Annotated in this window: 19 protein-coding genes; 9 read left to right on the forward strand and 10 right to left on the reverse strand. The window is 54.7% G+C overall.

The window, feature by feature from the left end; translation table 11 throughout:
* Nucleotides 1-4: 4 nt before the first annotated feature.
* Nucleotides 5-838, reverse strand: a complete 834-nt coding sequence (locus FHI25_RS19640) for a DUF1365 family protein (protein WP_197146562.1) — start codon at nt 836-838, stop codon at nt 5-7.
* Entirely contained in the window at nt 835-2,178 is a 1,344-nt protein-coding gene (locus FHI25_RS19645; protein ID WP_210520709.1) for an FAD-dependent oxidoreductase, read from the reverse strand. The genes FHI25_RS19640 and FHI25_RS19645 overlap by 4 nt, the downstream gene beginning before the upstream one ends.
* A gap of 224 nt (nt 2,179-2,402) precedes the next feature.
* Here FHI25_RS19645 and FHI25_RS19650 point away from each other — a divergent pair, with 224 nt between their 5' ends.
* Together FHI25_RS19650 and FHI25_RS19655 are read left to right on the forward strand one after the other, a co-directional pair.
* A complete protein-coding gene (locus tag FHI25_RS19650; RefSeq protein ID WP_063089255.1) occupies nt 2,403-2,993 on the forward strand; it encodes a sigma-70 family RNA polymerase sigma factor in 591 nt (196 codons plus the stop codon).
* Complete coding sequence (locus FHI25_RS19655; protein WP_064781240.1) at nt 2,990-3,694, forward strand: ChrR family anti-sigma-E factor; 705 nt, start codon at nt 2,990-2,992, stop codon at nt 3,692-3,694. Before FHI25_RS19650 ends, FHI25_RS19655 begins: the two co-directional genes overlap by 4 nt.
* A gap of 79 nt (nt 3,695-3,773) precedes the next feature.
* Here the strand turns inward: FHI25_RS19655 and rlmJ are convergent, their stop codons facing one another.
* From rlmJ to FHI25_RS19670, 3 genes are read right to left on the reverse strand one after another with little or no spacing between them, the layout of a single operon-like run.
* On the reverse strand, nt 3,774-4,661 hold the full coding sequence (gene rlmJ, locus FHI25_RS19660) for a 23S rRNA (adenine(2030)-N(6))-methyltransferase RlmJ (RefSeq protein WP_210520712.1): 888 nt from the start codon (nt 4,659-4,661) through the stop codon (nt 3,774-3,776).
* Nucleotides 4,662-4,666: 5 nt separating this feature from the next.
* Nucleotides 4,667-5,410, reverse strand: a complete 744-nt coding sequence (locus tag FHI25_RS19665; protein ID WP_246879242.1) for an rRNA large subunit pseudouridine synthase E — start codon at nt 5,408-5,410, stop codon at nt 4,667-4,669.
* Between the two features lie 48 nt (nt 5,411-5,458).
* Entirely contained in the window at nt 5,459-6,193 is a 735-nt protein-coding gene (locus FHI25_RS19670) for an SIMPL domain-containing protein (RefSeq protein WP_120225862.1), read from the reverse strand.
* Between the two features lie 236 nt (nt 6,194-6,429).
* Between FHI25_RS19670 and FHI25_RS19675 the strand changes: the two genes are divergently transcribed.
* The gene (locus tag FHI25_RS19675; RefSeq protein WP_210520723.1) at nt 6,430-7,107 is read left to right on the forward strand and encodes a D-lyxose/D-mannose family sugar isomerase; all 678 of its coding nucleotides are present in this window, start codon (nt 6,430-6,432) and stop codon (nt 7,105-7,107) included.
* Between the two features lie 80 nt (nt 7,108-7,187).
* On the opposite strand, the gene FHI25_RS19680 is transcribed toward FHI25_RS19675, so the two are convergent.
* A complete protein-coding gene (locus FHI25_RS19680; RefSeq protein WP_210520725.1) occupies nt 7,188-8,147 on the reverse strand; it encodes a hypothetical protein in 960 nt (319 codons plus the stop codon).
* 471 nt (nt 8,148-8,618) lie between these two features.
* On the opposite strand from FHI25_RS19680, the gene FHI25_RS19685 reads away from it, so the two are divergent.
* The 4 genes from FHI25_RS19685 (at nt 8,619) to FHI25_RS19700 (ending at nt 12,476) form a co-directional block, all read left to right on the forward strand.
* Nucleotides 8,619-9,635: a GGDEF domain-containing protein gene (locus tag FHI25_RS19685; RefSeq protein WP_210520727.1), complete on the forward strand. Its 1,017-nt coding sequence runs from the start codon at nt 8,619-8,621 to the stop codon at nt 9,633-9,635.
* A gap of 154 nt (nt 9,636-9,789) precedes the next feature.
* On the forward strand, nt 9,790-10,896 hold the full coding sequence (locus FHI25_RS19690) for a GGDEF domain-containing protein (RefSeq protein ID WP_246879243.1): 1,107 nt from the start codon (nt 9,790-9,792) through the stop codon (nt 10,894-10,896).
* Between the two features lie 82 nt (nt 10,897-10,978).
* On the forward strand, nt 10,979-12,163 hold the full coding sequence (locus tag FHI25_RS19695) for an NAD(P)/FAD-dependent oxidoreductase (RefSeq protein WP_246879244.1): 1,185 nt from the start codon (nt 10,979-10,981) through the stop codon (nt 12,161-12,163).
* A gap of 121 nt (nt 12,164-12,284) precedes the next feature.
* Nucleotides 12,285-12,476: a PLDc N-terminal domain-containing protein gene (locus tag FHI25_RS19700; RefSeq protein WP_008889714.1), complete on the forward strand. Its 192-nt coding sequence runs from the start codon at nt 12,285-12,287 to the stop codon at nt 12,474-12,476.
* 68 nt (nt 12,477-12,544) lie between these two features.
* Here FHI25_RS19700 and FHI25_RS19705 read toward each other — a convergent pair whose 3' ends face one another.
* Together FHI25_RS19705 and FHI25_RS19710 are read right to left on the reverse strand one after the other, a co-directional pair.
* Nucleotides 12,545-14,311 (reverse strand): TRAP transporter fused permease subunit, encoded by a 1,767-nt coding sequence (locus FHI25_RS19705; protein WP_210520731.1) that lies wholly within the window; start codon nt 14,309-14,311, stop codon nt 12,545-12,547.
* Between the two features lie 74 nt (nt 14,312-14,385).
* Nucleotides 14,386-15,348, reverse strand: a complete 963-nt coding sequence (locus FHI25_RS19710) for a TAXI family TRAP transporter solute-binding subunit (protein ID WP_210520733.1) — start codon at nt 15,346-15,348, stop codon at nt 14,386-14,388.
* A gap of 434 nt (nt 15,349-15,782) precedes the next feature.
* On the opposite strand from FHI25_RS19710, the gene FHI25_RS19715 reads away from it, so the two are divergent.
* Nucleotides 15,783-17,198, forward strand: coding sequence for an MFS transporter (locus tag FHI25_RS19715; RefSeq protein ID WP_210520735.1), 1,416 nt, complete (start codon nt 15,783-15,785; stop codon nt 17,196-17,198).
* Nucleotides 17,199-17,402: 204 nt separating this feature from the next.
* A complete protein-coding gene (locus FHI25_RS19720; RefSeq protein WP_210520737.1) occupies nt 17,403-19,595 on the forward strand; it encodes a malate synthase G in 2,193 nt (730 codons plus the stop codon).
* Between the two features lie 111 nt (nt 19,596-19,706).
* Here FHI25_RS19720 and map read toward each other — a convergent pair whose 3' ends face one another.
* Entirely contained in the window at nt 19,707-20,456 is a 750-nt protein-coding gene (map, locus tag FHI25_RS19725) for a type I methionyl aminopeptidase (RefSeq protein ID WP_064781250.1), read from the reverse strand.
* 48 nt (nt 20,457-20,504) lie between these two features.
* Nucleotides 20,505-22,175, reverse strand: coding sequence for a GGDEF domain-containing protein (locus tag FHI25_RS19730; RefSeq protein ID WP_210520739.1), 1,671 nt, complete (start codon nt 22,173-22,175; stop codon nt 20,505-20,507).
* Nucleotides 22,176-22,201 lie beyond the last annotated feature (26 nt).

Below are 22,201 nucleotides of genomic sequence, written 5' to 3' on the forward strand. Positions count from 1 at the left end.
GTTTTTATCTCTTCCCTGATTGGGCCGCTGCTGTCCCGGCTTCCAGCACATAGGTTACAGGCTGCTCTGGCGGTGCTGGTCGTTTATGGAATGTCATACCCTTGCGCCAAAGATGGAGCGCCTCCCAGTGGATACCTGCCACGACCTTTAGGGTCATCAGCGGGTATCGAATGAACGCTCCTAAAAGTTTACGGTCGGAAAGTTCGGTTCGATCACCGACAAAGGCAGCATTCAAAAACAGACCTTTTGCGTCGGTTTCGCGAATGGCAACCGCGACATTTTCATCGGGCATGCGAATGCGGAAATGATAGTCCGCGACCATGTCGATAAAGGGTGAGACGTAAAAACCCTTCGCACAGGACTGTCGCAGCACGTTCTTGTCATCAAGTGCGCCTTCGCTGACCGGGATCAGGTAACTGTGCCGATCCCCGAAGGTGTTCGAGACCTCATACAGAACAGCACCCACCGATCCGTCAGCACGGTGGCAGAAATAAACCGAGAGCGGATTGAACACAAAACCAAGCAAGCGCGGATAGCACAGAAGCCGGATCTTGTCCGCGCAGTCACCAAGCCCGTGATCACTCAGAATTGCCTCCAACCGGGTGCGCAAATCGGTGGCGCCCCCGTCGGCGTGATCGCGGTCATGGAATGAAAACAGGTTAAAGCGATTGCGACTGAACAGTTTCAGCTTGGCGGCAAGACCATCAATCTCGTCCAGATCAAGCAGGAAGGAAAACACCCGATAACGCAGCTTGTGCTTTTTCGGACGCAAACGATGATGCGTGACCACACCTTCAAACAGGGCCGATGCCGGTTTTGTCGCAACAGGACGTGTCATGCAGCCTCGCTTGATTGCGAACGGGCTGTTTCGCCAACATGGATACGGCCGCTTTCATTTTCGACATTCCATGGGCGTCGCACATTGCCAAGGGCCTCGGCCACCGCAAGACCGGACTGGATGCCATCTTCGTGGAAGCCATAGCCAAAGTAACTGCCGCAATACCAGATATTATCGACACCCTGTATCGACCAGAGTTCCTTTTGTGCGGCCATTGCGCCCGCATCAAACAGCGGATGATCATATAGGAAGGATCTGATCACACTGCCCTCTGCCGGATGGCGTGGCGGGTTCAAGGTCACAAAAAGCGGCTGGCCCGGATCAAGATGCTGCAGGCGGTTCATCCAGTAGGTCACGCAGACTTTCTGTTCACCGTCATGATCTTCGGCCAGATAGTTCCAGCTAGACCAGACCTTTTCGGTCTTTGGCATCAGGCTGGCGTCATTGTGCAGGATCGCCAGATTGCGTTCGTATTTGAACGCCGAAAGCAGTTCGGCAGTGCGCGGGTCGGGTGTTTCCTGCAATGCCAGCGCCTGATCACCATGGCAGGCCAGAACGACGTGGTCATATTCTTCACGCTTGCCGTAGCGGTCCTCGACAAACGCGCCACCGGATGCGGTCTTGCCGACCTTGGCAATGGCACGATCAAGAACCACACCACCGGAAATCTGTGCCGTCATGCGTTTCACATATTCACGGGATCCGCCAACCACGGTGCGCCATTGCGGGCGGTCCTTGATCTGCAACAGGCCGTGGTTCTGACAGAACCGCACGAACGCCGCCAGAGGATAGGCCATCATGGTATCAACCGGCGTTGACCAGATGGCCGCCCCCATCGGAAGCAGATGGTCATTAGTAAAGGATTTGGAATAGCCATTGTCGCGCAGGTAATCGCCAAGGCTGATATGCTCAGCCGTGCCATCTTCAAGGCCCGCCGGGGCTTCGCGATAGAACCGCAGGATATCGCGCACCATTTTCCAGAAGCGCGGACGGAACAGGTTGCGTTTCTGGGCAAACAGGGCCGAAAGATCACCACCACCATATTCCAGGCCGCCCTCATCCATTGAGGCCGCAAAGGACATGTCTGTCGGGGTTGTTTCAACGCCCAGATGCTCAAACAGGGCACACAGGTTGGGGTAGCATCGGGTATTATAGACAATGAAACCGGTATCGACCGGTGTTTGCCCGGCATCAACCGTGTTGGAATGACCGCCTGCGCGATCATCCTTTTCATAAAGCGTCACGTTGTGTGACTGGCTCAGCAGCCAGGCAGCAGACAAGCCCGATATCCCAGACCCGACAACGGCGATATTGAGTTTTCCCGGGGTGACAATGTTCATATCGACGCGGCCCGCTTACTGTTACTGTGTGACATTATTTATATGAGTACGCGGATCTGCAATTCGCGGATCACTCGGATTATTTTGGATTTGTTTGCCCGAACTGATTGTAAGTGTCTGGTAGGAAACATACATTTTTATTTGATCCGAATGAACGCGGCCGACGTAGGAATTGCATGATGAACACAATTCTGGCGCGGCCCCAACAGGGACCTGAAACAAAAATGAGCGGCACCACACCACGACGCACCGGGCCAGCAGATCCGGTCGAAGCGAAAAGATGTGCCGATTGGATTGTTTCCGTCGCAGCGACACGCGACCGGGAAGCATTTGCGCGATTGTTTGCGCATTTTGCCCCGCGCGTAAAAGCTTACATGTTCCGGTTTGGCGGTAATCCCGAGACCGCCGAGGAAATGGCACAGGAAGCAATGATGCAGGTCTGGCGCAAAGCGCACCTGTTTGATCCTGCGAAGGCAGCCGCCAGTACGTGGATTTTTACCATCGCCAGGAACCTCCGGATTGACCGGTTCCGGCAACGCAAACATATCGAGGTAGATGATTCCGACCCGACTTTGATTGTCGACGAAGATCCGCTGGCAGATGACGTAGTCAATCGCGACCAGGAGGCCGTCCTTGTCAAAGCCGCAATGGAAGAATTACCCGCCGACCAAAAGGTAGTTGTTGAATTGTCGTTTTTCGAAGATTGCTCACACAGTGAAATTGCCGAGCGTCTTGATATCCCGCTGGGAACTGTGAAGTCCCGTTTGCGGCTTGCGCTTGGCAAGTTGCGTGGCGGACTGGAAGGTGTCGCATGAACATTAAGCATCATCCAACCGATCAAACATTGATGGAATATGCCAGTGGTTCTCTGTCGCAAGCGATGGAACTTCTGGTGGCAACCCACATGACCGTGTGCCCGCATTGCCGTGACAAGGTCAGTGGATACGAAACCATGGGCGGTGCCGCGCTTGAAACCACGAACAGCATGTCGATGGCAGATCATTCGCTTGATCACGTCATGGCGATGCTTGAACGTGAAACAGCGAACGAAAACATCGTTGCGCAAGAATTGCCGTCATTGCGTCGTGTTGCGGTCGGTGAAAGCATTACCGGCAGTGCCATGAGCGCCCTGCCAAGGCCGCTTGCCGATTTGCTGCCCGACGATGTTACGTCGCTTGATGATATTCCGTGGAAATCGCTTGCACCGGGTGTGAAGCATTTCCAGCTGAAATCCATCGAAAGCAAGGGCACCGTGCGTCTGATGAAGATCGCGCCGGGTGTTTCGATCCCCGATCACGGGCACCATGGTCATGAAATGACGCTTCTGATCAAAGGATCATACATCGACGAGATCGGGCGGTTCCGGGCCGGTGATGTGGCAGACCTTGATGATGATGTCGATCATCAACCGATTGCCGACACCGCCGAGGAATGCATCTGTTTGATCGCAACCGATGCGCCGATGAAGTTCAATCGTTTGCTGCCGAAATTGCTGCAGCCGTTCTTTGGCATCTGATACCTGTTACCAATGCGTCCCAACGCATCGAGGCCCCGCTGGCATCACGCCTTCGGGGCCTCTTTTCTTTGCAACGGGTCTATGCAGCGGGCACCAGCCAGCGCATCTGATGGTTTGCCGGCCCCGGCAGCTTGCAGGTTTTCGCAAGCCAGTTTCCGATATCGCCAAGTTGCTGATCGAACTGCCACGGCGGATTAACAACCAGAAGGCCCGTACCGCGCATGCGGCCCTTGGCCCCACCCTGGTCGGTGGCAAGTTCGGCACATAGAACGCCACCCGATGCCTTGATCGCAGAAAACGATTTGCGAAGGTCCGCATCAAACCCGTCCAGCAGGATCGGGTACCACAGCATGAAAGTCGCCGTTGGCCACTTTTCCCAGGCTTCGCGGATTGCCGTGGCGGCCTTTTGATAATCCTGTTTCACATCATAGCTTGGATCCATCAGAACCAGTCCGCGACGAATGGCGGGCGGCATCATGGCGACAACACCCTCATAGCCATCGCGCTTGTGCAGATGAATGCGCGCATCACGCTTGACCCGGTGAAGAAGCATTTCATGTTCACGCGGATGAAGTTCCATCAGGACCAGTTCATCATCGTCGCGCAGCATATCGCGGATAATAAACGGTGATCCCGGGTAAAACGGCCCTTGGTAATCATCACCTTCGCGCACGCCATAATCACGGCCCTTGGCGACCGGATCAAACGCGGCGACATAGTTTAAGAATTGCTGCAGCATTTCGGGTGCATTGGCACCGTCCTTGGCGCGCGCATAACCGTCTTTCCACTCGCCGGTTTTGGCGGCCTGTTCACTGCCAAGATCATACCAGCCCGATCCGGCATGGGTATCAATCGCGCAGAAAGGTTTGTTCTTTTTGCGCAAATGTTCAAGGATCAGCCAAACGGCGGCATGTTTGTGCATGTCGGCAAAATTCCCGGCATGAAAGCCGTGCAGGTAACTCAGCATGGCGGCTATCCTTTCTTCGGGCGCGAACGGTGGCGTGCAGGTTTATACCCGCCCTTGCGTTGACCTTTGCCCGCCTTTGCGCCTTCACGCGCAATATTGGCTTTGTCCTCGGTATTGGGCGCGTTGATAACATCGGGCAACTGATTGCGGCGCGGCGGCCTGGCCGAACCGGGGGATAGCCTTCTATGGGTGGCAGGCGGTGCATCGACCTCGATCACCTTCCATTCGCCGGGTGCGAGACCATCGAGCGTCCAGTCCCCGATGGCATGCCGGATCAGGCGCAAGGTCGGAAAACCGACTGCGGCGGTCATACGGCGTACCTGGCGATTTTTGCCCTCGGTAATGGTCAGTTCGATCCAGCTTGTCGGGATCGCCTTGCGATAGCGCACCGGCGGATCACGTTCCCAAAGCCCGGCCGGTTCATCGATCCGTCTGGCCTTGGCGGGCAAGGTCATGCCGTCTTTAAGCTCTACCCCGCGGCGCAGGGCATCAAGTGCGGCGTCAGTGGGTTCGCCATCGACCTGCACCAGATAAGTTTTGGGTTTCTTGAATTTCGGATGGGCGATCTGTGCGTTCAGCGGCCCGTTATCGGTCAGAAGCAACAAACCCTCGCTGTCGCGATCAAGCCTGCCGGCGGCATAAACGCCGGGCAGATCGATATAGTCGGCCAAGGTCGCCCGACCGTTTTCACGGTCGGTGAACTGGGTCAAAACGCCATAGGGTTTGTTAAACAGGATCAGTTGCGCCATGGCGCGCATAAAACCAGCTTTGACGAGGCTGTCAACTCAGTTCAGCCCCTAATCGCGGATGAGATATTCCATGGTGGTGACCACGCGCACAGTCTTGTTGATCTGGTTGGCTTCCATCATGTTGGGTGCGCCATCAGCCGCCAGTATCTGAAACAGGCCTTGTGTCGCACGGCGAATACCGCCAAGTTCACCGCCGGAATCCGCGGCAAATTGCTGGGCTGCTTCGCGGGCGTTGGCGGTGGCAGCCGCGATCATTTCCGGTTTGATGTCATTAAGACCGGTGAACAGATAACTCGGTCCCGGGTTATAACCCTGCCCGCCCAGAACAACACCACCCTGCAACAATTTGCCGATATCCTGTGACGCGGCAACCACCGCATCAACATCGTCGGTGCGGACCTGAATGGTCTGATTGACGATATAACGGCTTTCAATCGGCCCGGATCGATAAGACTGGGCAAGCTGATCGGTTACCTGAAGGTTTTGCAGCTCGGTCGCTTCGCGTCCTATGCCGTGGCTGGCAAGAAATTCAAACAATGTGTTGGTATCGGCATCAATCTTGGCTTGTGCATTTTGCAGCACATCATCAGTCGCAACGTAAGTAATCGGCCAGACGGCCTTGTCGGCCTTTACATCGCGTTCGGCCAATCCCTTGACCGTGACATAGCGATCAAGGGCACGCATGTTTTCAATGCCGGTTCCGACCAGCCAGCCCGATGCGGCCAGTCCGCCGGCGACAACGATTGCCGCGACAACTTTGGCAAATCCCGATGATTGCGACATGATGCAGTTCCCCTGTCCGGTTTCGGGCGATATCGCAAACATGATATCACACTGTATGATTTTCATTGTATTGCGCTGAAAAACGGCGATTGCGGGGCAACTTATGATGCGAACCGCCAAGACCCGCACTGTGAAATCGAAATGTTTTGAATGCATTCAAAAACTATCGCATTCACCATTCGGGCGTGGTAAAACCCCGCCCAATCAATCATGCCAAATGCCACAAGAGGTCAACCATGCTGCGTTCTGAAATCAATGCCTGTATCGAGCATGCCAAGGAACTTTATGCATCCATTGCATTCAAACTGCCGGAATGGGCGCATTACAGCCCGGCACAATGGGAAGCTGAACCTGATCTGGCTAAATGGTGCCGCAACCATCAGATGGGCTGGGATGTCACCGATTACGGCGAAGGCAATTTTGAAAAGCGCGGCCTGATCCTGTTTTGCCTGCGCAACGGCATCCTGCGCCAGCCGGGTGAAGTGCCCTATGCCGAAAAGATCATGATCGTTGGCGAAAATCAGGAATGCCCGTGGCATTACCACAAAGTCAAAATGGAAGACATCATCGTGCGTGGTGGCGGCAATCTTGTGATCGAGCTGTGCAACCTGACCGAAGATGGCCAGATGGACCGCGAAAACGAAGTCCGTGTCCGCACCGATGGCAAACTCAACATCCTGCCCGCTGGTGGCAAGGTTGTTCTGGAACCGGGTCAAAGTGTGACCCTGCCGCGTACGCTTATCCACCGCTTTTATGGCGAAGAAGGCAAAGGTCCGGTGATCGTCGGTGAAGTTTCGCAGGTCAATGATGATCTGACCGATAACTACTTCTTTGATTGCGATGCGCGCTTTACCAAGATCGAAGAAGACGTCGCACCGATCCACCCGCTGTGGAACGAACTGCCAAACAGCTAAGCGACGGCAAATACCCGGATATCAAAAAGCCCTGCAGCAATCCTGCAGGGCTTTTTCGTATGTGACTTATATTTCCCGGGTTATTCGGCTGGCGGCAGATCTTCCTTTTTGCCAAGAATCTGGGTAAATTCCGGCATGTCACGCAGCGGCTCGAATTCTTCCTCGACCCAGGCGGGCTGGCGCATGGTATCGGACAACTCAACAGAACGTTGCAGGTCAGCAAGGGCGGCTTCCTTGAAACCAAGGCCGGCATTGGCACAGGCACGTTGATAGTAACCGTTGGCGTTTTCGGGGGCCTCGGCCAATAGCCGATTGCACAGGCTAAGTGCCCAGTCACGATCCCCGAGTTGCAAGGCAGCATCCGCCTTATAGGCCATGACTTCCGGATCACCGGGTGCGAGTTCGAGGATCTTGTCATAGGTTTCGATCTTTGCCCGCGGATTGCTGAGCTGGTTGGCTTGCAGCCACAGGGCATGAATGGTCTGGGTGCGTTCGATCTCGTGCTGATGCTCGTTGATCAGTTTGGATTTCAACAGCAGTTCGTTTTCAAGCGAGGTGAGCCGCCCTTCGAATTCCTGCGACAAACGTTGCAGTTCGGTATTGGCCAGATTGCGCACGCTTGATTTCAACTCGCGCAGAGACTGCCATCCTAGCATGGTCAAAAGCGCACCGACGGCCGCGACGAAATAGAAGAAGTAGGTCACGGTGTTCGATGAATAGGAAATCGCCTTGTCGATGGCCTCAAGCTGCCGGTTAACAACCTCGCGCAGCAATTCGGCACGCATGCCCTGCATTTCGGTACGAAGGTTTTTCAACTCATCAAGCACATAGCGTTCCATCAGAGGCGGCATGTTGGACCGTTCCTCGGCCGACAGGGGACGGTAATCGATCGATGGAACATCGGTCGTACTGTCGGTGACCTGACCATTGACCGTCGTCTGGTCTGTTGAACCGCTGGTCTGGGCGTTTGCAACGTCACCTGACAAAACAAAGCCCAACGCCACCACGACAGCAGCCATCAAAGCCGATAGTTTCTGCATCTTTTTATCCCGTTTTCTTTTCCGGATCGAAGCCGTTTCCTGACAAAGGCAGACTAGGGTCCACACTCATTCAAATAATCGTCCCGGTCACCCGGATTTGTGCGGATACGCGAAGCAAAACCGCAGGAAGATATGTATCTTTCAAGGTTTTGCGACAAAGTGGCCCGTGCAAATCCGGGTGATCCGAAGGACAATTGATATGAGAGAAAGCCTCTGCGTCAAATCCCTTGACCGGGGGGCACCCCGATCTGCGGGCTTTTCCTTGCCATTTCTCTCATATCAATTGCCGGGTCGGTCATTTGAATGAGTTTGGACCCTAGGGCTTAGACGTGAACAAACCAATAAAACTACAACCGCTGTGCTCTGTACGCGCATGTGGGAAAGCTGATATACTGCGTGTACGAAATGCGCAGCCCAGACTTAAAGAAGTGCCTTTACATCCGACGATATCACTCCTTCAGGTTCCCAGGAATGCCTCAGCAAGAACAATACCGGCAGCGGTCATACGCGCTGTCGCGCGAAGCGCTGGAATTGATCAATGAATTGGGTTTGAGTGCAAACCCGATCAATTATGCTGTGTTCTTTGCCTATGTCGAAAAATCAAACGATGACCTTGTTGCGCTGATTGATATTCTGCGCGGCAACAAGCGTGCACTGGATGATGTCAAATGCCACGAGCTTTATCAGCGGTTTATCGAGCCCAGTCGGGCAGAGCTTCTGCGTGAAACCATTTCCCATGAGCTGCAACGGCAGATTTCCGATCTGATTGATCGACTGGCAAAAGGCAAGGAAGTTATCAGCACTGCCGAACTCAGGAATGCTGCCCACGATCTTTTGGGGATGGAAAACCGGGCCAACGGACAACAAGCCGCAAAAGGCGTGAACGATGCCGATCCGGTACCGGTCGAGGTCACCCAGTTGCTTCTTGATCTTGAGGAAATGAAACGCGAAGCCCACACAGACGGGCTCACCGGGATTGCCAATCGGAAGGCCTTTGACGAAAGCCTCCGCGACGCAGCAATGACAACGATGGAACGGGGTGAGCCCCTGAGCATCCTTTTGATCGACATTGATCATTTCAAACGGGTCAACGACAAGCATGGTCATCAAGCTGGCGACCAAGTCATCAGGACATTGGCCAAGACCTTGCAGCAGAATGTCAAAGGACGCGACACCACCGCGCGCTATGGCGGTGAGGAGTTTGCCGTCGTTCTTCCGGCCACGACGCTTGCGGACGCCATGCGGGTCGCGGAGAACATTCGCGCATCAATCGAGTCTCTTCATCTGAGAAGTTTTAATCGCAACGAAGATCTGGGCAGGATCACGGCATCTGTTGGGGTTGCGACGTATCAGCTGGGTGAACCCCTGACCCGCGTGATAGATCGTGCCGACCAGGCGCTTTATCTTGCCAAGGCGAATGGTCGAAACTGTGTGATGAACCAGAATGATCTTCTGACCCAGCCGATCAATCGCGCAGAAAGCGCATAAGCGTCCCCCATCACAATTGACCTGTTTTATCATGTGAAATCAAAAATCCCCCGCAATCCGGGAGATTCGATGATTTAAATCAAACCTTTCGCATATGCGTTTGCATAGGATGTTGCCGAAACTTATGGCGACATAATTCTACTGCAGGCAATTGATGAGCGCGTACGGGTTTAATCACAGAACAGCTCAGCAGCACAGCAACGCTGCCCACAAACTGATGGCAGAGTTGGGTGTGGTTTCACATCCGGACAATTTCCAGCTGTTTTTTACCTATGTCGCGCATGCGAACTTCGATCTTTGCCGCACGATCGACATTCTGCGCAGCAACCATCGCGAATTTGATGAAGCACAGTGCAAAGAGCTCCATACCCGTTTCTTCAGCGACAAGCGCGAAAACGAAATCATCGAACGCATTTCAAACGACTTGCGCGCGCAGTTGGGCAGCATCCTTGATACCGTGAACAAGGTTGGCGTCGACACACGGAAGTACAAAAAGGCGCTTGATCATTTTTGCTCCTATGTCGGGGACAAGAACCGCAACCTCAGCAATCTTGAACAGGCGCTTCATACCCTTCTGGGCGCAACGCGCGAGATGGAGGGCGTCAACCGCAGCCTTGAAAGCCGGTTGACGAACAGTTCGTCGGAAATCAACCGTCTGCGCGAAGATATGGAAAACCTGAAACGCGAAGCCATGACCGACGGGCTGACCGGCATTGCCAATCGCAAGGCGTTCGATATGCAACTGCGCGATGGCATGATGCATGCCATGGAAGACGGTCAGCCACTTTGCCTTCTGCTTCTTGATATTGACCACTTCAAAAAGTTCAACGACACCTATGGCCATCAGGTCGGTGATCAAGTGATCCGGTTGATGGCAGAATCGCTGAAACGCAATATCAAGGGTCAGGATACTGCGGCCCGCTATGGCGGGGAGGAATTTGCAATCATCCTGCCAAGCACGTCGCTTGGCAATGCCGTGTTGTTTGGCAACAAGCTGCGTCAATATATCGAAAGCCACAAGGTCGTGACCAAAAGTGGAAAGACGATCATTAGCAAGGCGACGGCGTCAATCGGGGTAGCTGAATTCCGACCCGGCGAACCGGCCGCCAAACTGATTGAGCGGGCCGACAGGGCGCTTTACTTTGCCAAGGAAAACGGCCGCAATCAGGTTGCAAGCGAACAACAGATTAAACAATCCAAAACCGCCGGCAAACGCGGGGACCTAAAACCCCCGAGTTCCAGAGGCATCGCCGCCGAATAGGTATTTGCGCCACTGGCACTGACAAGGCCACGTTTTCCACGTATAAGCAGGTCCGAAATTCACATGAATGGATCTGACGGGCTTGAAAAAGATTGATGTTCTTGTCATCGGGGCGGGTGCGGCCGGCCTGATGTGCGCGATTGAAGCAGGAAAACGCGGAAGAACCGTCGTGGTGGTTGATCATTCGACCAAACCGGCGGAAAAAATCCGCATTTCCGGTGGTGGGCGATGCAACTTTACCAATATCCATACCAGCCCTGAAAACTTCATTTCGGAAAACAAGCGGTTCTGTGTTTCAGCGCTTAAACGCTATACCCCGCAAGATTTCATTGATCTGGTGAACCGGCACAATATCGCCTGGCATGAAAAGACACTCGGCCAGCTTTTCTGCGATGAATCGTCCTTTCAGATCATCGACATGTTGCTTGATGAATGTGATGCCGCCGATGTGACGATCAAACTCAACACCGAGATTTCCAACATCATCAAACGCGATGATGACGGCTTTGATGTCACCACGCGCACCGGCGCGCAATGGACCTGCTCATCGCTGGTTGTCGCATGTGGCGGCCTGTCGATCCCGAAAATCGGTGCCACCGGCTTTGGCTATCAGATCGCACGACAGTTTGGCATCAATGTCATTCCGACCCGTGCCGCACTTGTGCCGTTTGTTTTCGATCCGGATTTGCGTGCGCGTACCGGTGAACTTTCGGGCATATCTGTTGATGCCATCGTTCAATGCAATAAAAAACAATTCCGCGAAGGTTTGCTGTTTACCCATCGTGGCCTCTCCGGCCCGTCGATCTTGCAGATTTCATCCTATTGGAACGAAGGCGACAGCATTACGGTGAACCTCAACCCGGAAGAAGATGCGTTCGACATTTTGAAAACCGCCAAGGGCGAAAACCCGAAACAGGCGGTGCACACGGTTCTGTCACGCATCTTGCCAAACCGGCTTGCTCAGATGATTGCCGCCACCCATGGCCTTGATCGCCCGATTGGCGAAACCGGTGACAAGGCACTGCGCAAATTGGCGATGGATGTCAATCAATGGGCCCTGACACCAAGCGGCACCGAGGGGTATCGCACCGCCGAGGTAACGGTTGGCGGTGTGGACACCAATGCACTTTCATCGAAAACCATGGAAGCGCGTGACGTGCCCGGCCTTTATTTCATTGGCGAAGTGGTTGATGTCACGGGCCATCTTGGCGGCTTCAATTTCCAGTGGGCATGGTCATCGGGCTGGTCTGCCGGACAGGTGGTTTAAACTGCCCTTCCGAACCCGCCTGATGCACTGATTGAATTCAGTGCGGGAACAAACAAGAAAACCAATCGTTTGAGTTGTAAGCGCGGTGCAGATACCGCAGCAACAAATGTGAGGTTGGAACATGCTTGAATATGGTGGAATTATCGGACTTCTCGTCCTGATTGCCGATATCTGGGCAATCGTGAATATCATGGGCAGCGGTGCAAGCACCGGTGCAAAAGTATTGTGGACAGTACTTGTTGTTGTCCTGCCGGTCCTTGGCCTGATTATCTGGTTCTTTGCTGGCCCGCGCAGCGGACGCGCGACCGCTTAAAACCGGTTAAATCATTTCCCTCAATGACGAAAAAGGCCGACAGGAAACTGTCGGCTTTTTTCGTGGCTCTAAACACCCGCAGCAAAGATTACAGCACCACCAAGTGCAACCATCCCGATCCGCGGCCAAACAGGTCTGGGCGCGATCAGGCCAAATGAAATAGCCGTCAAACCCACCGCGACCTTAAGCCCGGCGATAATCGCCCAAACCGGGTCACTGCCAAGTTCAATCAGCGTGCTGTTGGCGATCATCGCCAATGGGACAATGTAAAGCCCGATGCCAAGCGCCATCGCCGTTCCGGCGACCTTGAGCCAGTTTTCCTCGACCATGCCTGCAGCAATGAACACCGCCCCGCAAACTGGCGGCGTAATCGTCGATAAAAGCGCAAACCAGAACACAAACAGATGCGCCTGAAGTGGTTCAAGCCCGAGCTCTATCAACGCGGGCCCGGCAACCGAAACACAAATCACATAGGCCGCCGTGGTCGGGACTTCCATGCCAAGGATCAGACAGGCAAGTGCAGTCAGCAAAAGGGCTGGCCACAACATGCCACCCGATCCGGAAATCAGTAGCGAGGTGATCTTTACACCAAGTCCGGTCAGACCGAGAATCCCGATAACGATTGATGCGCACAAGATGATCGAACCGATCATCGCCACCTGACGCCCAGCATTAAGGCAGACATCGGCAAACCGTTGTTTGCTGCGCGGCAAATCAACCGTCAGGTCCGCATCAAGCAACAGCAAAGCTGCCCCGGCCAGAAGCGCCAGACAGGCGGCATATTGTGGTGTGTAACCACCGCCAAACATGCCCCAAAGCAAGATGGTAAATGGTACCAAGAAGAAGGCCGATGTGATCACGACCGACCGCAGGTTCGGGCGATCTTCCTTTGGCACACCGGGAAGGTCATAGCGCATGGCAAAAGCATTGATGCCAACCCAGACGGCCAAGAAATAAAGGATAGCCGGCAAGATGGCCGCGACCATGATGTCGACATAAGGCTTGCCGGTAAGTTCCACCATGACAAAGGCCCCTGCCCCCATCAGCGGTGGCATGATCTGCCCGCCACTGGATGCCACGGCCTCGACCGCCGCGGCCAGACGTTTCGGGTAGCCAAGCTTGGTCATGGCAGGCAGGGTTATTGCGCCGGTCGAGGCCACATTGGCCGATGCAGACCCCGATATCGAGCCAAACAGGGCGGATGACACGACGGAAACCTTCGCCGCCCCGCCCTTAAGCCGACCGGCGGCCGCGCCTGCGACATTCATAAAGCCCTGACCGGCTTCGCCGCCATTCAGAACCGCCCCGAAAATAACGAAGATCGCAACGATATTGACCGATACGCTCGTCAGGCTGCCCCAAAGGCCGCCCTCTGCGATGGTCAGGGTGCCCAGCATGCTTTCAACTGGTAGCCCGGCATGGCCAAACTCGCCCGGAATATATTGGCCGAACAGCGCATAAAGCAGTGCAATTGCCGCCACCGTCGGCAACGGCCAGCCGATCGCCCGGCGTGCCATTTCAAGCACAATCAGCAATAACGCCGCTGCCAGTACGATCTGGCTATCGCCCATCAGGAAACCGTATTGATCACCAAGCGTCTGATGATTGGCAACGATCCAACCACACCCGATCAGACCAATCAGCGTCAGGATGATACCAGAAATTTTCTGTGCAGGGGTTTTGGCAACAAAGATCAACGCCCATGGCAGGGCAAGCGCCATGTGGATTGGGCGGCTTACAAGATTGGGAACCAATCCTGAAAAAATCAGCCACAGGTGAAAGGCAATTGAAACGGCGCCAAGGGCGATCCAGAAGGGACGAGTGGTGGCTGACATAATCTAAATGGCTTGTTTGACAAGAAACGGCCCGGCAAAACTGCCGGGCCTTGAACATGTTATCTGATCAGCACTTAACGCTGATCGTCGCGGATGGAGAACCCGACTTCGTCATAGTAACGCAGTGCACCGGGATGCATTTTGCCCGTGATGTTGGCAAGCATTTCCGGGTTGACGCCGTTCCACCAAGAAGAGCTTTCACCCATTTTCGCCTTCTGCTCCCAGAAGGTTTTGGTCAGCGCATAAGCCGTATCGGCATCCATCTGGGTGGTGGCAAAGGCAACAACCGAAAGCGATGCGGTGGTGATGTCTTCTTCCTGACCGTTATAGGTCCCGGCCGGGATGACGGTTTTGTCACGCTTGGTCTCGGCAAGCTGGTCTTCGGACAGCGACAGAACAATCACATCGGTTCCTGCTGCGGCCTCGATCACGTTCGGCGCTGGCCACGAACCGGCCGTCACGAAACCATCGATCTGACCGTTTTTAAGGGCGGCAACCGCATTGGAAAGTTCGGCATCCGCCAGATCGACCTTGCCTTCAAGACCAAACAGCTGAAGGTATTTTTCACCTTCACGCGCGCCAAAGGATCCCTTGCCAAGCAGGATGGTCTTGCCTTCGAGATCGGCAAAGCTGGTCGCACCGGAATCAGCACGCATCACGAAATGCATGGTCAGCGACGGGATCGGGAACAGGGCGTGGACTTCGGCAAACTTTTCGGTCGGACGTCCGTCGAACGGGCCCTTGCCGTTCTGTGCCAGGCTTACGAGACCGGGCGGGGAGGTAAAGACATAATTGCCCGGACGCACCATGGCTTCCATGACGTTCTGAACCGAACCCTGGCTTTCCTCGACGGTGACGATGATATCGCCATCGGTGCCGGTTTTCATTGCCTCGGCAAACTGGGCCGCCATCTGGTAATAGGATGAAGCGGCCTTTGCCGATTTCAGGGTGACGCGGGTTTCAGCTTGCGCGGCATTCGCCACGGACAAAGCCATCATACCGGCGGCAATCACGCCGAGTGTGCGCAAAATTTTCAAGGTTTCCTCCCCTTGTATGGTCGGTTCATCAGTTGGCTTGAATGCCGATTATCATCAATGAACCTGAAGTCTGGTGGCGAAACGCAAAATCCAACCCCGGATCGCGGGAATTTTGGCAAATTGCGTCTGATTTCGGTCCATAGAAAGCATCAACACCCCCAAGGTCAAGCTGCTTGTGCGATTTTCACCGAACAAAGCCTGCTTTGGCGCCAAGTAAAGCCGCTTTACACATATCAGTTGCGCGAAACCGGCACTATGCGCGTGGGCCAAGCGGGATTAAAGAAAGTTCATAATTTTTGCGGAACTTCTTGTGCGCCGTGGTGTTAAACACAAAATGCACTATTCCCCTTGTGTGCCAAGGGCTTGTAAGGATTGACACGGTCGATCCCCTTGCCGCAGGGTGCCTGCCTGATTGAAACTCAAACGAGGATGCCATGCCGCGTTCGCCGGTCGCCCTTATTATTGCACTGTCTGCAACGCTGTTCGCCGCGTTTGCGCTGAATAGTGGGGCATCTCTGCAATCATCGCTGCTTGCACTGCGCGCATCTGCCGAGGGTTTTGCGCCGGTCTATACCGGTATCATCATGGCATCCTATTATATCGGGTTCGTTGCCGGCATCATCTGGGGGGCGAGCCTTGTCAACCGGGTCGGTCACATCCGGACGTTTGCCGCATTGGCATCGGCCGCATCGGCCATCACACTTTTACATGCCGTTCTGGTTGATCCGATTACCTGGTCGCTGTTTCGCATCATGACCGGCTTGTGTGTTTCGGGCCTGTATCTGGTGATTGAAAGCTGGCTGAATGCGCAGGCTGACAATACATCGCGCGGTGGGACGATCGCGATTTACATGACGGTTTCGCTTGGCGGGCTGGCAATCGGTCAGCTGTTGCTCAATGGTGCCCCGGTCAGCAGTTTTGAGCTGTTTACAGTGGCCTCCGTCCTGCTTTCGCTGTCGCTTGTTCCACTTGCCCTGACCCGCCAGCCACCGCCGTCTGCGGTCAGCGGTGAACGCATGACATTCCGCCGTCTTTACAAGATTTCGCCGCTGGGCTTCGTTGCCGCATCGGGTGCAGGCGTGCTTTCGGGTGCGGTTTATGGTGTCGGGCCGGTTTTCGCCGCTGACCTCGGACTTGCGACCAATGAAATCGCCTATTTCATGTTCTTCGTCATTCTTGGCGGCATGATCATGCAATTTCCGATCGGCAAGATTTCGGACATGGTGCCGCGCCAATATGTGATGATTTTCGTTCTGACCGGACTTGCGATCTGTGGCTTTTTCCCGCTGGTTGCGCCGGATCTTGTCCGCGACAATCTGACGGTCTGGGGCGGGATCACGGGCGTGTTCATCATGCCGGTTTACGGCCTGGCCGTGGCCTATGTGAATGACTACCTTGAGCCTGAGGACATCGTTCCTGCGTCGGGTGGTCTTCTGATCATTTATGGCGGGTCTGCTGCGTTTGGTCCAATTCTGGGATCCAGTGCAATCGGTTATTTCGGCCCGTGGGCCTTGCCGGTCCTGTTTTCAATCGTTGGTATTTGCGTTGCAAGCTTTGCCATGTACCGCGCTGGCTTTGGCCGTCGTATCTCGATCGAGGAACAGGGTCAATTCGTTGCCGTGCCGCGCACAACGCCAATGGCGTTTGAGCTGTCACCGATTACCGACGACATCAGTCTCAATGACGAAGACGACAGCAAAGAGCCAGATAATGACACAAAACCAATGGACCCGCATGACCTGCAAGATGCGCTGACCCCGGATGGTACGGCACATCCCGACGACATCGGACAGGTGCCGCCGGCAGACACGGACAGCACGACGGATCCGAATGCAGACAAGAAGATGTGAACGTCTGTCGATTGGGGCAGAATGATCAGGCTTCCATAATGCGGAAAACATCCCGCAATTTTGAAACCTGCTGTGGACCCGGGCCTGCTTCAACCCATATGTTGTGAACCAACGATAGGCGAGTTGCCTTTGCCGCGTTTTATGTGTTCGTCGGCAAAGCCATATTAATCGCCCGAAACAGTTCCAAGTCTGGTGAGAGAAAACATGACCCAACGCATCCAAGAAGGTGGACTTCAGATTGCAAAAGTGCTGCACGATCTGGTGGCCAACGAAGTCATTCCGGGAACCGGGATCAGTTCCGATCAGTTCTGGGCATCCTTTGAAAAGCTCGTCACTGAACTTGGACCACGCAACAAGGCGCTGCTGGCAAAGCGCGATGAATTGCAGGCCAAGATCGACCACTGGCATCTGTCGCGTCAGGATCAGCCACGCGACCCAGCTGCCTACAAGGAATTCCTGACCGAGATCGGTTATCTGCTGCCAGAAGGCGATGATTTCTATATCACCACCACCCATGTCGATCCGGAGATCGGTCGGGTGGCAGGCCCGCAGCTTGTCGTGCCGGTGATGAATGCGCGCTATGCGCTGAATGCGGCCAATGCGCGTTGGGGCAGCCTGTATGATGCGCTGTATGGCACCGATGTGATCGACGAAGCCGACGGCAAGGAAAAGACCAAGTCATTCAACCCGAAACGCGGTGCTGCGGTCGTGGCTTATGCGGCGAACTTCCTTGATGAAGCCGCCCCGCTTGCGACCGGCAAACATGCCGACGCCACGAAATACGAAGTGCGCGAAGACGCGTCAGGCTGGTGGACGCTGGTTGTCACCCTGTCTGATGGCAGCGAAACCGCACTTGAGCTGCCCTCTCAGTTCATCGGTTACAACGAAAAGGACGGCAAGCTGACCGATGTGTTGCTGCGCCGTCACAGCCTGCATATCGAAATCCATATCGACCCGACGCATCCGATTGGCAAGGAACATGCCGCGGGCGTATGCGATGTCATTCTGGAATCTGCGGTCAGCACCATTCAGGATTGCGAAGATTCGATTGCCGCCGTTGATGCCGAAGACAAGACCGTTGCCTATCGCAACTGGCTTGGCCTGATGAAAGGCACGCTTGAAGAAAAGTTCGAGAAAGGTGGCAAGACGATCACCCGCCGTCTGAACCCGGACCGGACCTATCAGGGCTTTGACGGGACTGAAGTTGTCCTGCCGGGCCGCAGCCTGATGCTGATCCGCAATGTAGGTCACCTGATGACCACGGATGCGGTGCTTGATGCCAATGGCGACGAAGTCCCGGAAGGCTTCCTTGATGCCATGGTCACCAGCCTGATCGCCAAGCATGACGTGATCGGCAATAACGAACTTTCGAACTCCCGCCATGGCAGCGTCTATATCGTCAAGCCGAAAATGCACGGCCCCGAAGAAGTCACGCTGACCAATGATCTGTTTGCCTTTGTCGAAAAGGCGATTGATCTGCCCGAACATACCCTTAAGGTCGGCATCATGGATGAGGAACGCCGCACGACGGTCAACCTCAAGGAGTGCATCCGTGCCGCCAAGGACCGTGTGGTCTTTATCAATACCGGTTTCCTTGACCGTACCGGTGATGAAATCCATACCAGCATGGAAGCGGGTCCCATGGTCCGCAAGGAAGCGATGAAAGACCAGTACTGGATCGCGGCCTATGAAAACTGGAACGTCGATATCGGTCTTGAATGCGGCATGAAGGGCGTTGCCCAGATCGGCAAGGGCATGTGGGCCAAACCGGACCGCATGGCCGAAATGATGGAAGCCAAGATCGGCCATCCGAAGGCCGGCGCGAAATGCGCCTGGGTTCCGTCACCGACCGCAGCAACCCTGCACGCCATCCACTATCATCAGGTTGATGTGCGTGCGGTTCAGGACGAGATTGGCAAACGCGAACGCGCAAGCCTTGATGACATTCTGGCGATCCCGCGTCTGGGTGACATCAAACCGATGCCAAGCGAAATCCAGGAAGAACTTGATAACAATGCCCAGGGCATTCTGGGCTATGTCGTGCGCTGGATCGACAGCGGGATCGGCTGTTCCAAGGTGCCAGACATCAATGATGTCGGCCTGATGGAAGACCGTGCAACGCTGCGTATTTCAAGCCAGCATATTGCCAACTGGCTCCATCATGGCCTGTGCAGTGAAGAACAGGTGATGGAAACCATGAAGCGGATGGCCGCCGTCGTCGACAAACAAAATGCCGGTGACCCGACCTATCGCAACATGGCCCCGAACTTCGATGACAGCATCGCCTTTGCAGCCGCCTGTGATCTTGTCTTCAAGGGGCGCGAGCAGCCGAACGGTTACACCGAACCGGTCCTGCATGCGCGCCGTCGCGAAGCCAAGGCAAAATACGGTTCGTAACCGCGACACCGCACATCAAACACACGTAAAACAAAAGCCGCCCGACACATTCGGGCGGCTTTTATGTTGCACGAATTTCTGCAGCATAAACTGCAACATTTTTAACGGGGATCAATTCCCCAGCGTCATGATCTCATAGCCCTTTTCGGTGACAACAAGGGTGTGCTCGTACTGCACAGTCGCATCACCGGTATCGGCATACAGCGTCCAGCCATCTTCGCTATCAAGGGCCCATTTCGCGCCACGTGACAGAAACGGTTCGATGGTAATCACCTGCCCCTTTTTAAGGGCGCGACGTTCCTTGGGGTCATCCCAGGTCGGGATGGTGTGGGGATGTTCATGCAGCGACTTGCCAATGCCGTGGCTAGCAAGATTACGGATCAGGGTATAGCCACCCTTGCGAGCGAACATTTCGATCTTAAGGCCGATCTCGCGAATAGGCGCCTTGTCACGCACCACCTTGATCCCCGCCCACATGGCTTTCTTGCCGTCTTCGCACAGTTTGGCGATTTCGGGCTTTGCCGTGCCGCAGATAAAGCTGGCACCGGTATCGGAAAAATAGCCATCAAGCGATGCCGAAACATCGATATTGACCAGATCGCCATCGGCCAGAACCAGATCACCGGGAATACCATGCGCAACCGCATCATTGACACTGATACAGGTCGCACCGGGGAACTTGTATTCGCTTTCCGGGGCTGACACCGCACCGGCATCCTCAAGGACCTTGCGGCCGATATCATCAAGCTCGGCGGTTGTGATGCCCGGGACGATGGCCGCCCCCATGACATCGCGCGCACGGGCACAGATCCGCCCGATCTTGCGCAGTTGTTCGAGTTCTTTTTCGGATGAAATTGTCATGAAATGCTTATTGCGATGCCCTGAAACAAAGTCAAGAAAACCCGCATCTCATGCCAGCGACGACTTGCTGCCGGACGGCTCCCCATCATCAGACGCAAGCACATAACAGTTCTTGCCACGCGCCTTGGCGGCATAAAGAGCATCATCTGCCTGATCGAGAAGCACATCGATGGTCTTGCCATGCACCGGACAAAGAGCGATGCCGATGCTCATGTGAATGGAAACCCGATTGCCGCCGGTAATGAAGGGCATCTGAATATCGTTCAATATCCGTTCGGCCAACATTTTGGCTTCGCCCTCGCCACTCGTTCCGACATGACACACCACCACCATCTCGTCACCGCCCAGACGCACAACCAGATCACCACCGCGCACACAACGACGCAGCCGTTTAGCAACCTCGCACAAGACATCATCGCCAGCTGAATGACCGAACTTGTCATTGATCGGTTTAAAGTCATCAAGATCGAGCATCATGACCGCAAGCCGGGTCTTGTGGCGATCGGCATGGGCAAGGGCATGTTCGAAATAGACATCAAGTGCCAAACGGTTGCCAAGTCCGGTCAGGTTATCGTGATGGGCGATGTGTTCCATCTGGCCAAGGGCCGCGTCCTTTTCCGTCAGTTTGGCCAGCAAGGCATTGAGGCTGTTTGACAGGATCTTGATTTCTCTTGCGCCATCAAAATCAGGAAGACGTTCAATTTCGCCGCGTTTCATCGCCTCAATCGAAAGGGCCATCTTGCCGATCGGTCCGACAAAGAAACCAGCCCCCCACCATGCGATCACGCTGGAGATGATACTTAACGCCAAGCCCCACGCCATGATGTCGCGGCGCAGGACATAAACCGGCTCAAGCGCCTCTTCGACGGGCTGACGCACCAGGATTGACCAGTTCAGACCGGCATAATCAAGATGACCATCGGCCGGCGCATAGCCCGTCAGATATTCTGCGCCATCCGGCCACGTGCTGATCTTCCATCCGATATTGCTGCGCTGTGCCTGCTGCAGAGCATCAAGTTCAAGCGATGATCCGACCAGCGCCCCGTCCGCCCCCAATAGAACTGTGCCATCGGCAGATACGACAAATATATCGACATCCCGATGTATCCCCTGTCCGGCAAAAAGGGTTTTGCGAACATTATCGGCCCATTCCCAACTCAGATGGGTGGCAAGTACACCAGTGAACTGATCATTTTTATTGAAAAGGGGAACGGCAATATCAACAAACTGGATCGGCTCCCCGTTATAAAGCGGGAATTTTTCAGCCAGTAATTTCGCATCGTGAACATCACCGATGAACTGTCCGTTCTTGCCATACTGAAACACCGGTCGCTGCGAAATATTGGCCCCGAGCAACAAGTCATTCGTCGACGCAACAACCGTCCCGTCGCGATCAAGCACACCTATCCAGGTAAAGATCGGGATTTCGCGACTCAGGCGATTGACGATACTTGAAATCTGTTGGGTATCTTCGAGCTCTTGCAGGACAGAGAGCGTGCTTAGGACCGAAACCTCGCCACGGTGGGTCCACATGATACGGTCAAGCTCATCAGCCATCTGACGTGCAATATCAGAAACACCCAGACCAATCTGCTTTTGCAGATCAGCACCGGATCGCTTTCCGACCACAAAACTCATCAGTACGGTCAGACCAACCAGTAGCAGCGCTGTTGCCAGAGCTACTTGCACACGGATTCCGACCTGTAACAACTTGTTCAAGGCTGATCCTCTCACTCTCTATCACC

Origin of the sequence: Thalassospira sp. ER-Se-21-Dark (assembly GCF_017922435.1) — a bacterium.
In the GTDB taxonomy this organism is placed as follows: Bacteria; Pseudomonadota; Alphaproteobacteria; order Rhodospirillales; family Thalassospiraceae; genus Thalassospira.

What these genes read in the sequence shown, in the direction of transcription:
- FHI25_RS19670 (WP_120225862.1), bottom strand. Translation starts at nt 6,193, where the DNA reads ATGTCGCAATCATCGGGATTTGCCAAAGTTGTCGCGGCAATCGTTGTC.
- FHI25_RS19685 (WP_210520727.1), top strand. Translation starts at nt 8,619, where the DNA reads ATGCCTCAGCAAGAACAATACCGGCAGCGGTCATACGCGCTGTCGCGC.
- FHI25_RS19675 (WP_210520723.1), top strand. Translation starts at nt 6,430, where the DNA reads ATGCTGCGTTCTGAAATCAATGCCTGTATCGAGCATGCCAAGGAACTT.
- FHI25_RS19645 (WP_210520709.1), bottom strand. Translation starts at nt 2,178, where the DNA reads ATGAACATTGTCACCCCGGGAAAACTCAATATCGCCGTTGTCGGGTCT.
- FHI25_RS19655 (WP_064781240.1), top strand. Translation starts at nt 2,990, where the DNA reads ATGAACATTAAGCATCATCCAACCGATCAAACATTGATGGAATATGCC.
- FHI25_RS19665 (WP_246879242.1), bottom strand. Translation starts at nt 5,410, where the DNA reads ATGGCGCAACTGATCCTGTTTAACAAACCCTATGGCGTTTTGACCCAG.
- FHI25_RS19650 (WP_063089255.1), top strand. Translation starts at nt 2,403, where the DNA reads ATGAGCGGCACCACACCACGACGCACCGGGCCAGCAGATCCGGTCGAA.
- FHI25_RS19640 (WP_197146562.1), bottom strand. Translation starts at nt 838, where the DNA reads ATGACACGTCCTGTTGCGACAAAACCGGCATCGGCCCTGTTTGAAGGT.
- FHI25_RS19720 (WP_210520737.1), top strand. Translation starts at nt 17,403, where the DNA reads ATGACCCAACGCATCCAAGAAGGTGGACTTCAGATTGCAAAAGTGCTG.
- FHI25_RS19705 (WP_210520731.1), bottom strand. Translation starts at nt 14,311, where the DNA reads ATGTCAGCCACCACTCGTCCCTTCTGGATCGCCCTTGGCGCCGTTTCA.
- FHI25_RS19715 (WP_210520735.1), top strand. Translation starts at nt 15,783, where the DNA reads ATGCCGCGTTCGCCGGTCGCCCTTATTATTGCACTGTCTGCAACGCTG.
- FHI25_RS19700 (WP_008889714.1), top strand. Translation starts at nt 12,285, where the DNA reads ATGCTTGAATATGGTGGAATTATCGGACTTCTCGTCCTGATTGCCGAT.
- FHI25_RS19680 (WP_210520725.1), bottom strand. Translation starts at nt 8,147, where the DNA reads ATGCAGAAACTATCGGCTTTGATGGCTGCTGTCGTGGTGGCGTTGGGC.
- FHI25_RS19690 (WP_246879243.1), top strand. Translation starts at nt 9,790, where the DNA reads ATGAGCGCGTACGGGTTTAATCACAGAACAGCTCAGCAGCACAGCAAC.
- rlmJ (WP_210520712.1), bottom strand. Translation starts at nt 4,661, where the DNA reads ATGCTGAGTTACCTGCACGGCTTTCATGCCGGGAATTTTGCCGACATG.
- map (WP_064781250.1), bottom strand. Translation starts at nt 20,456, where the DNA reads ATGACAATTTCATCCGAAAAAGAACTCGAACAACTGCGCAAGATCGGG.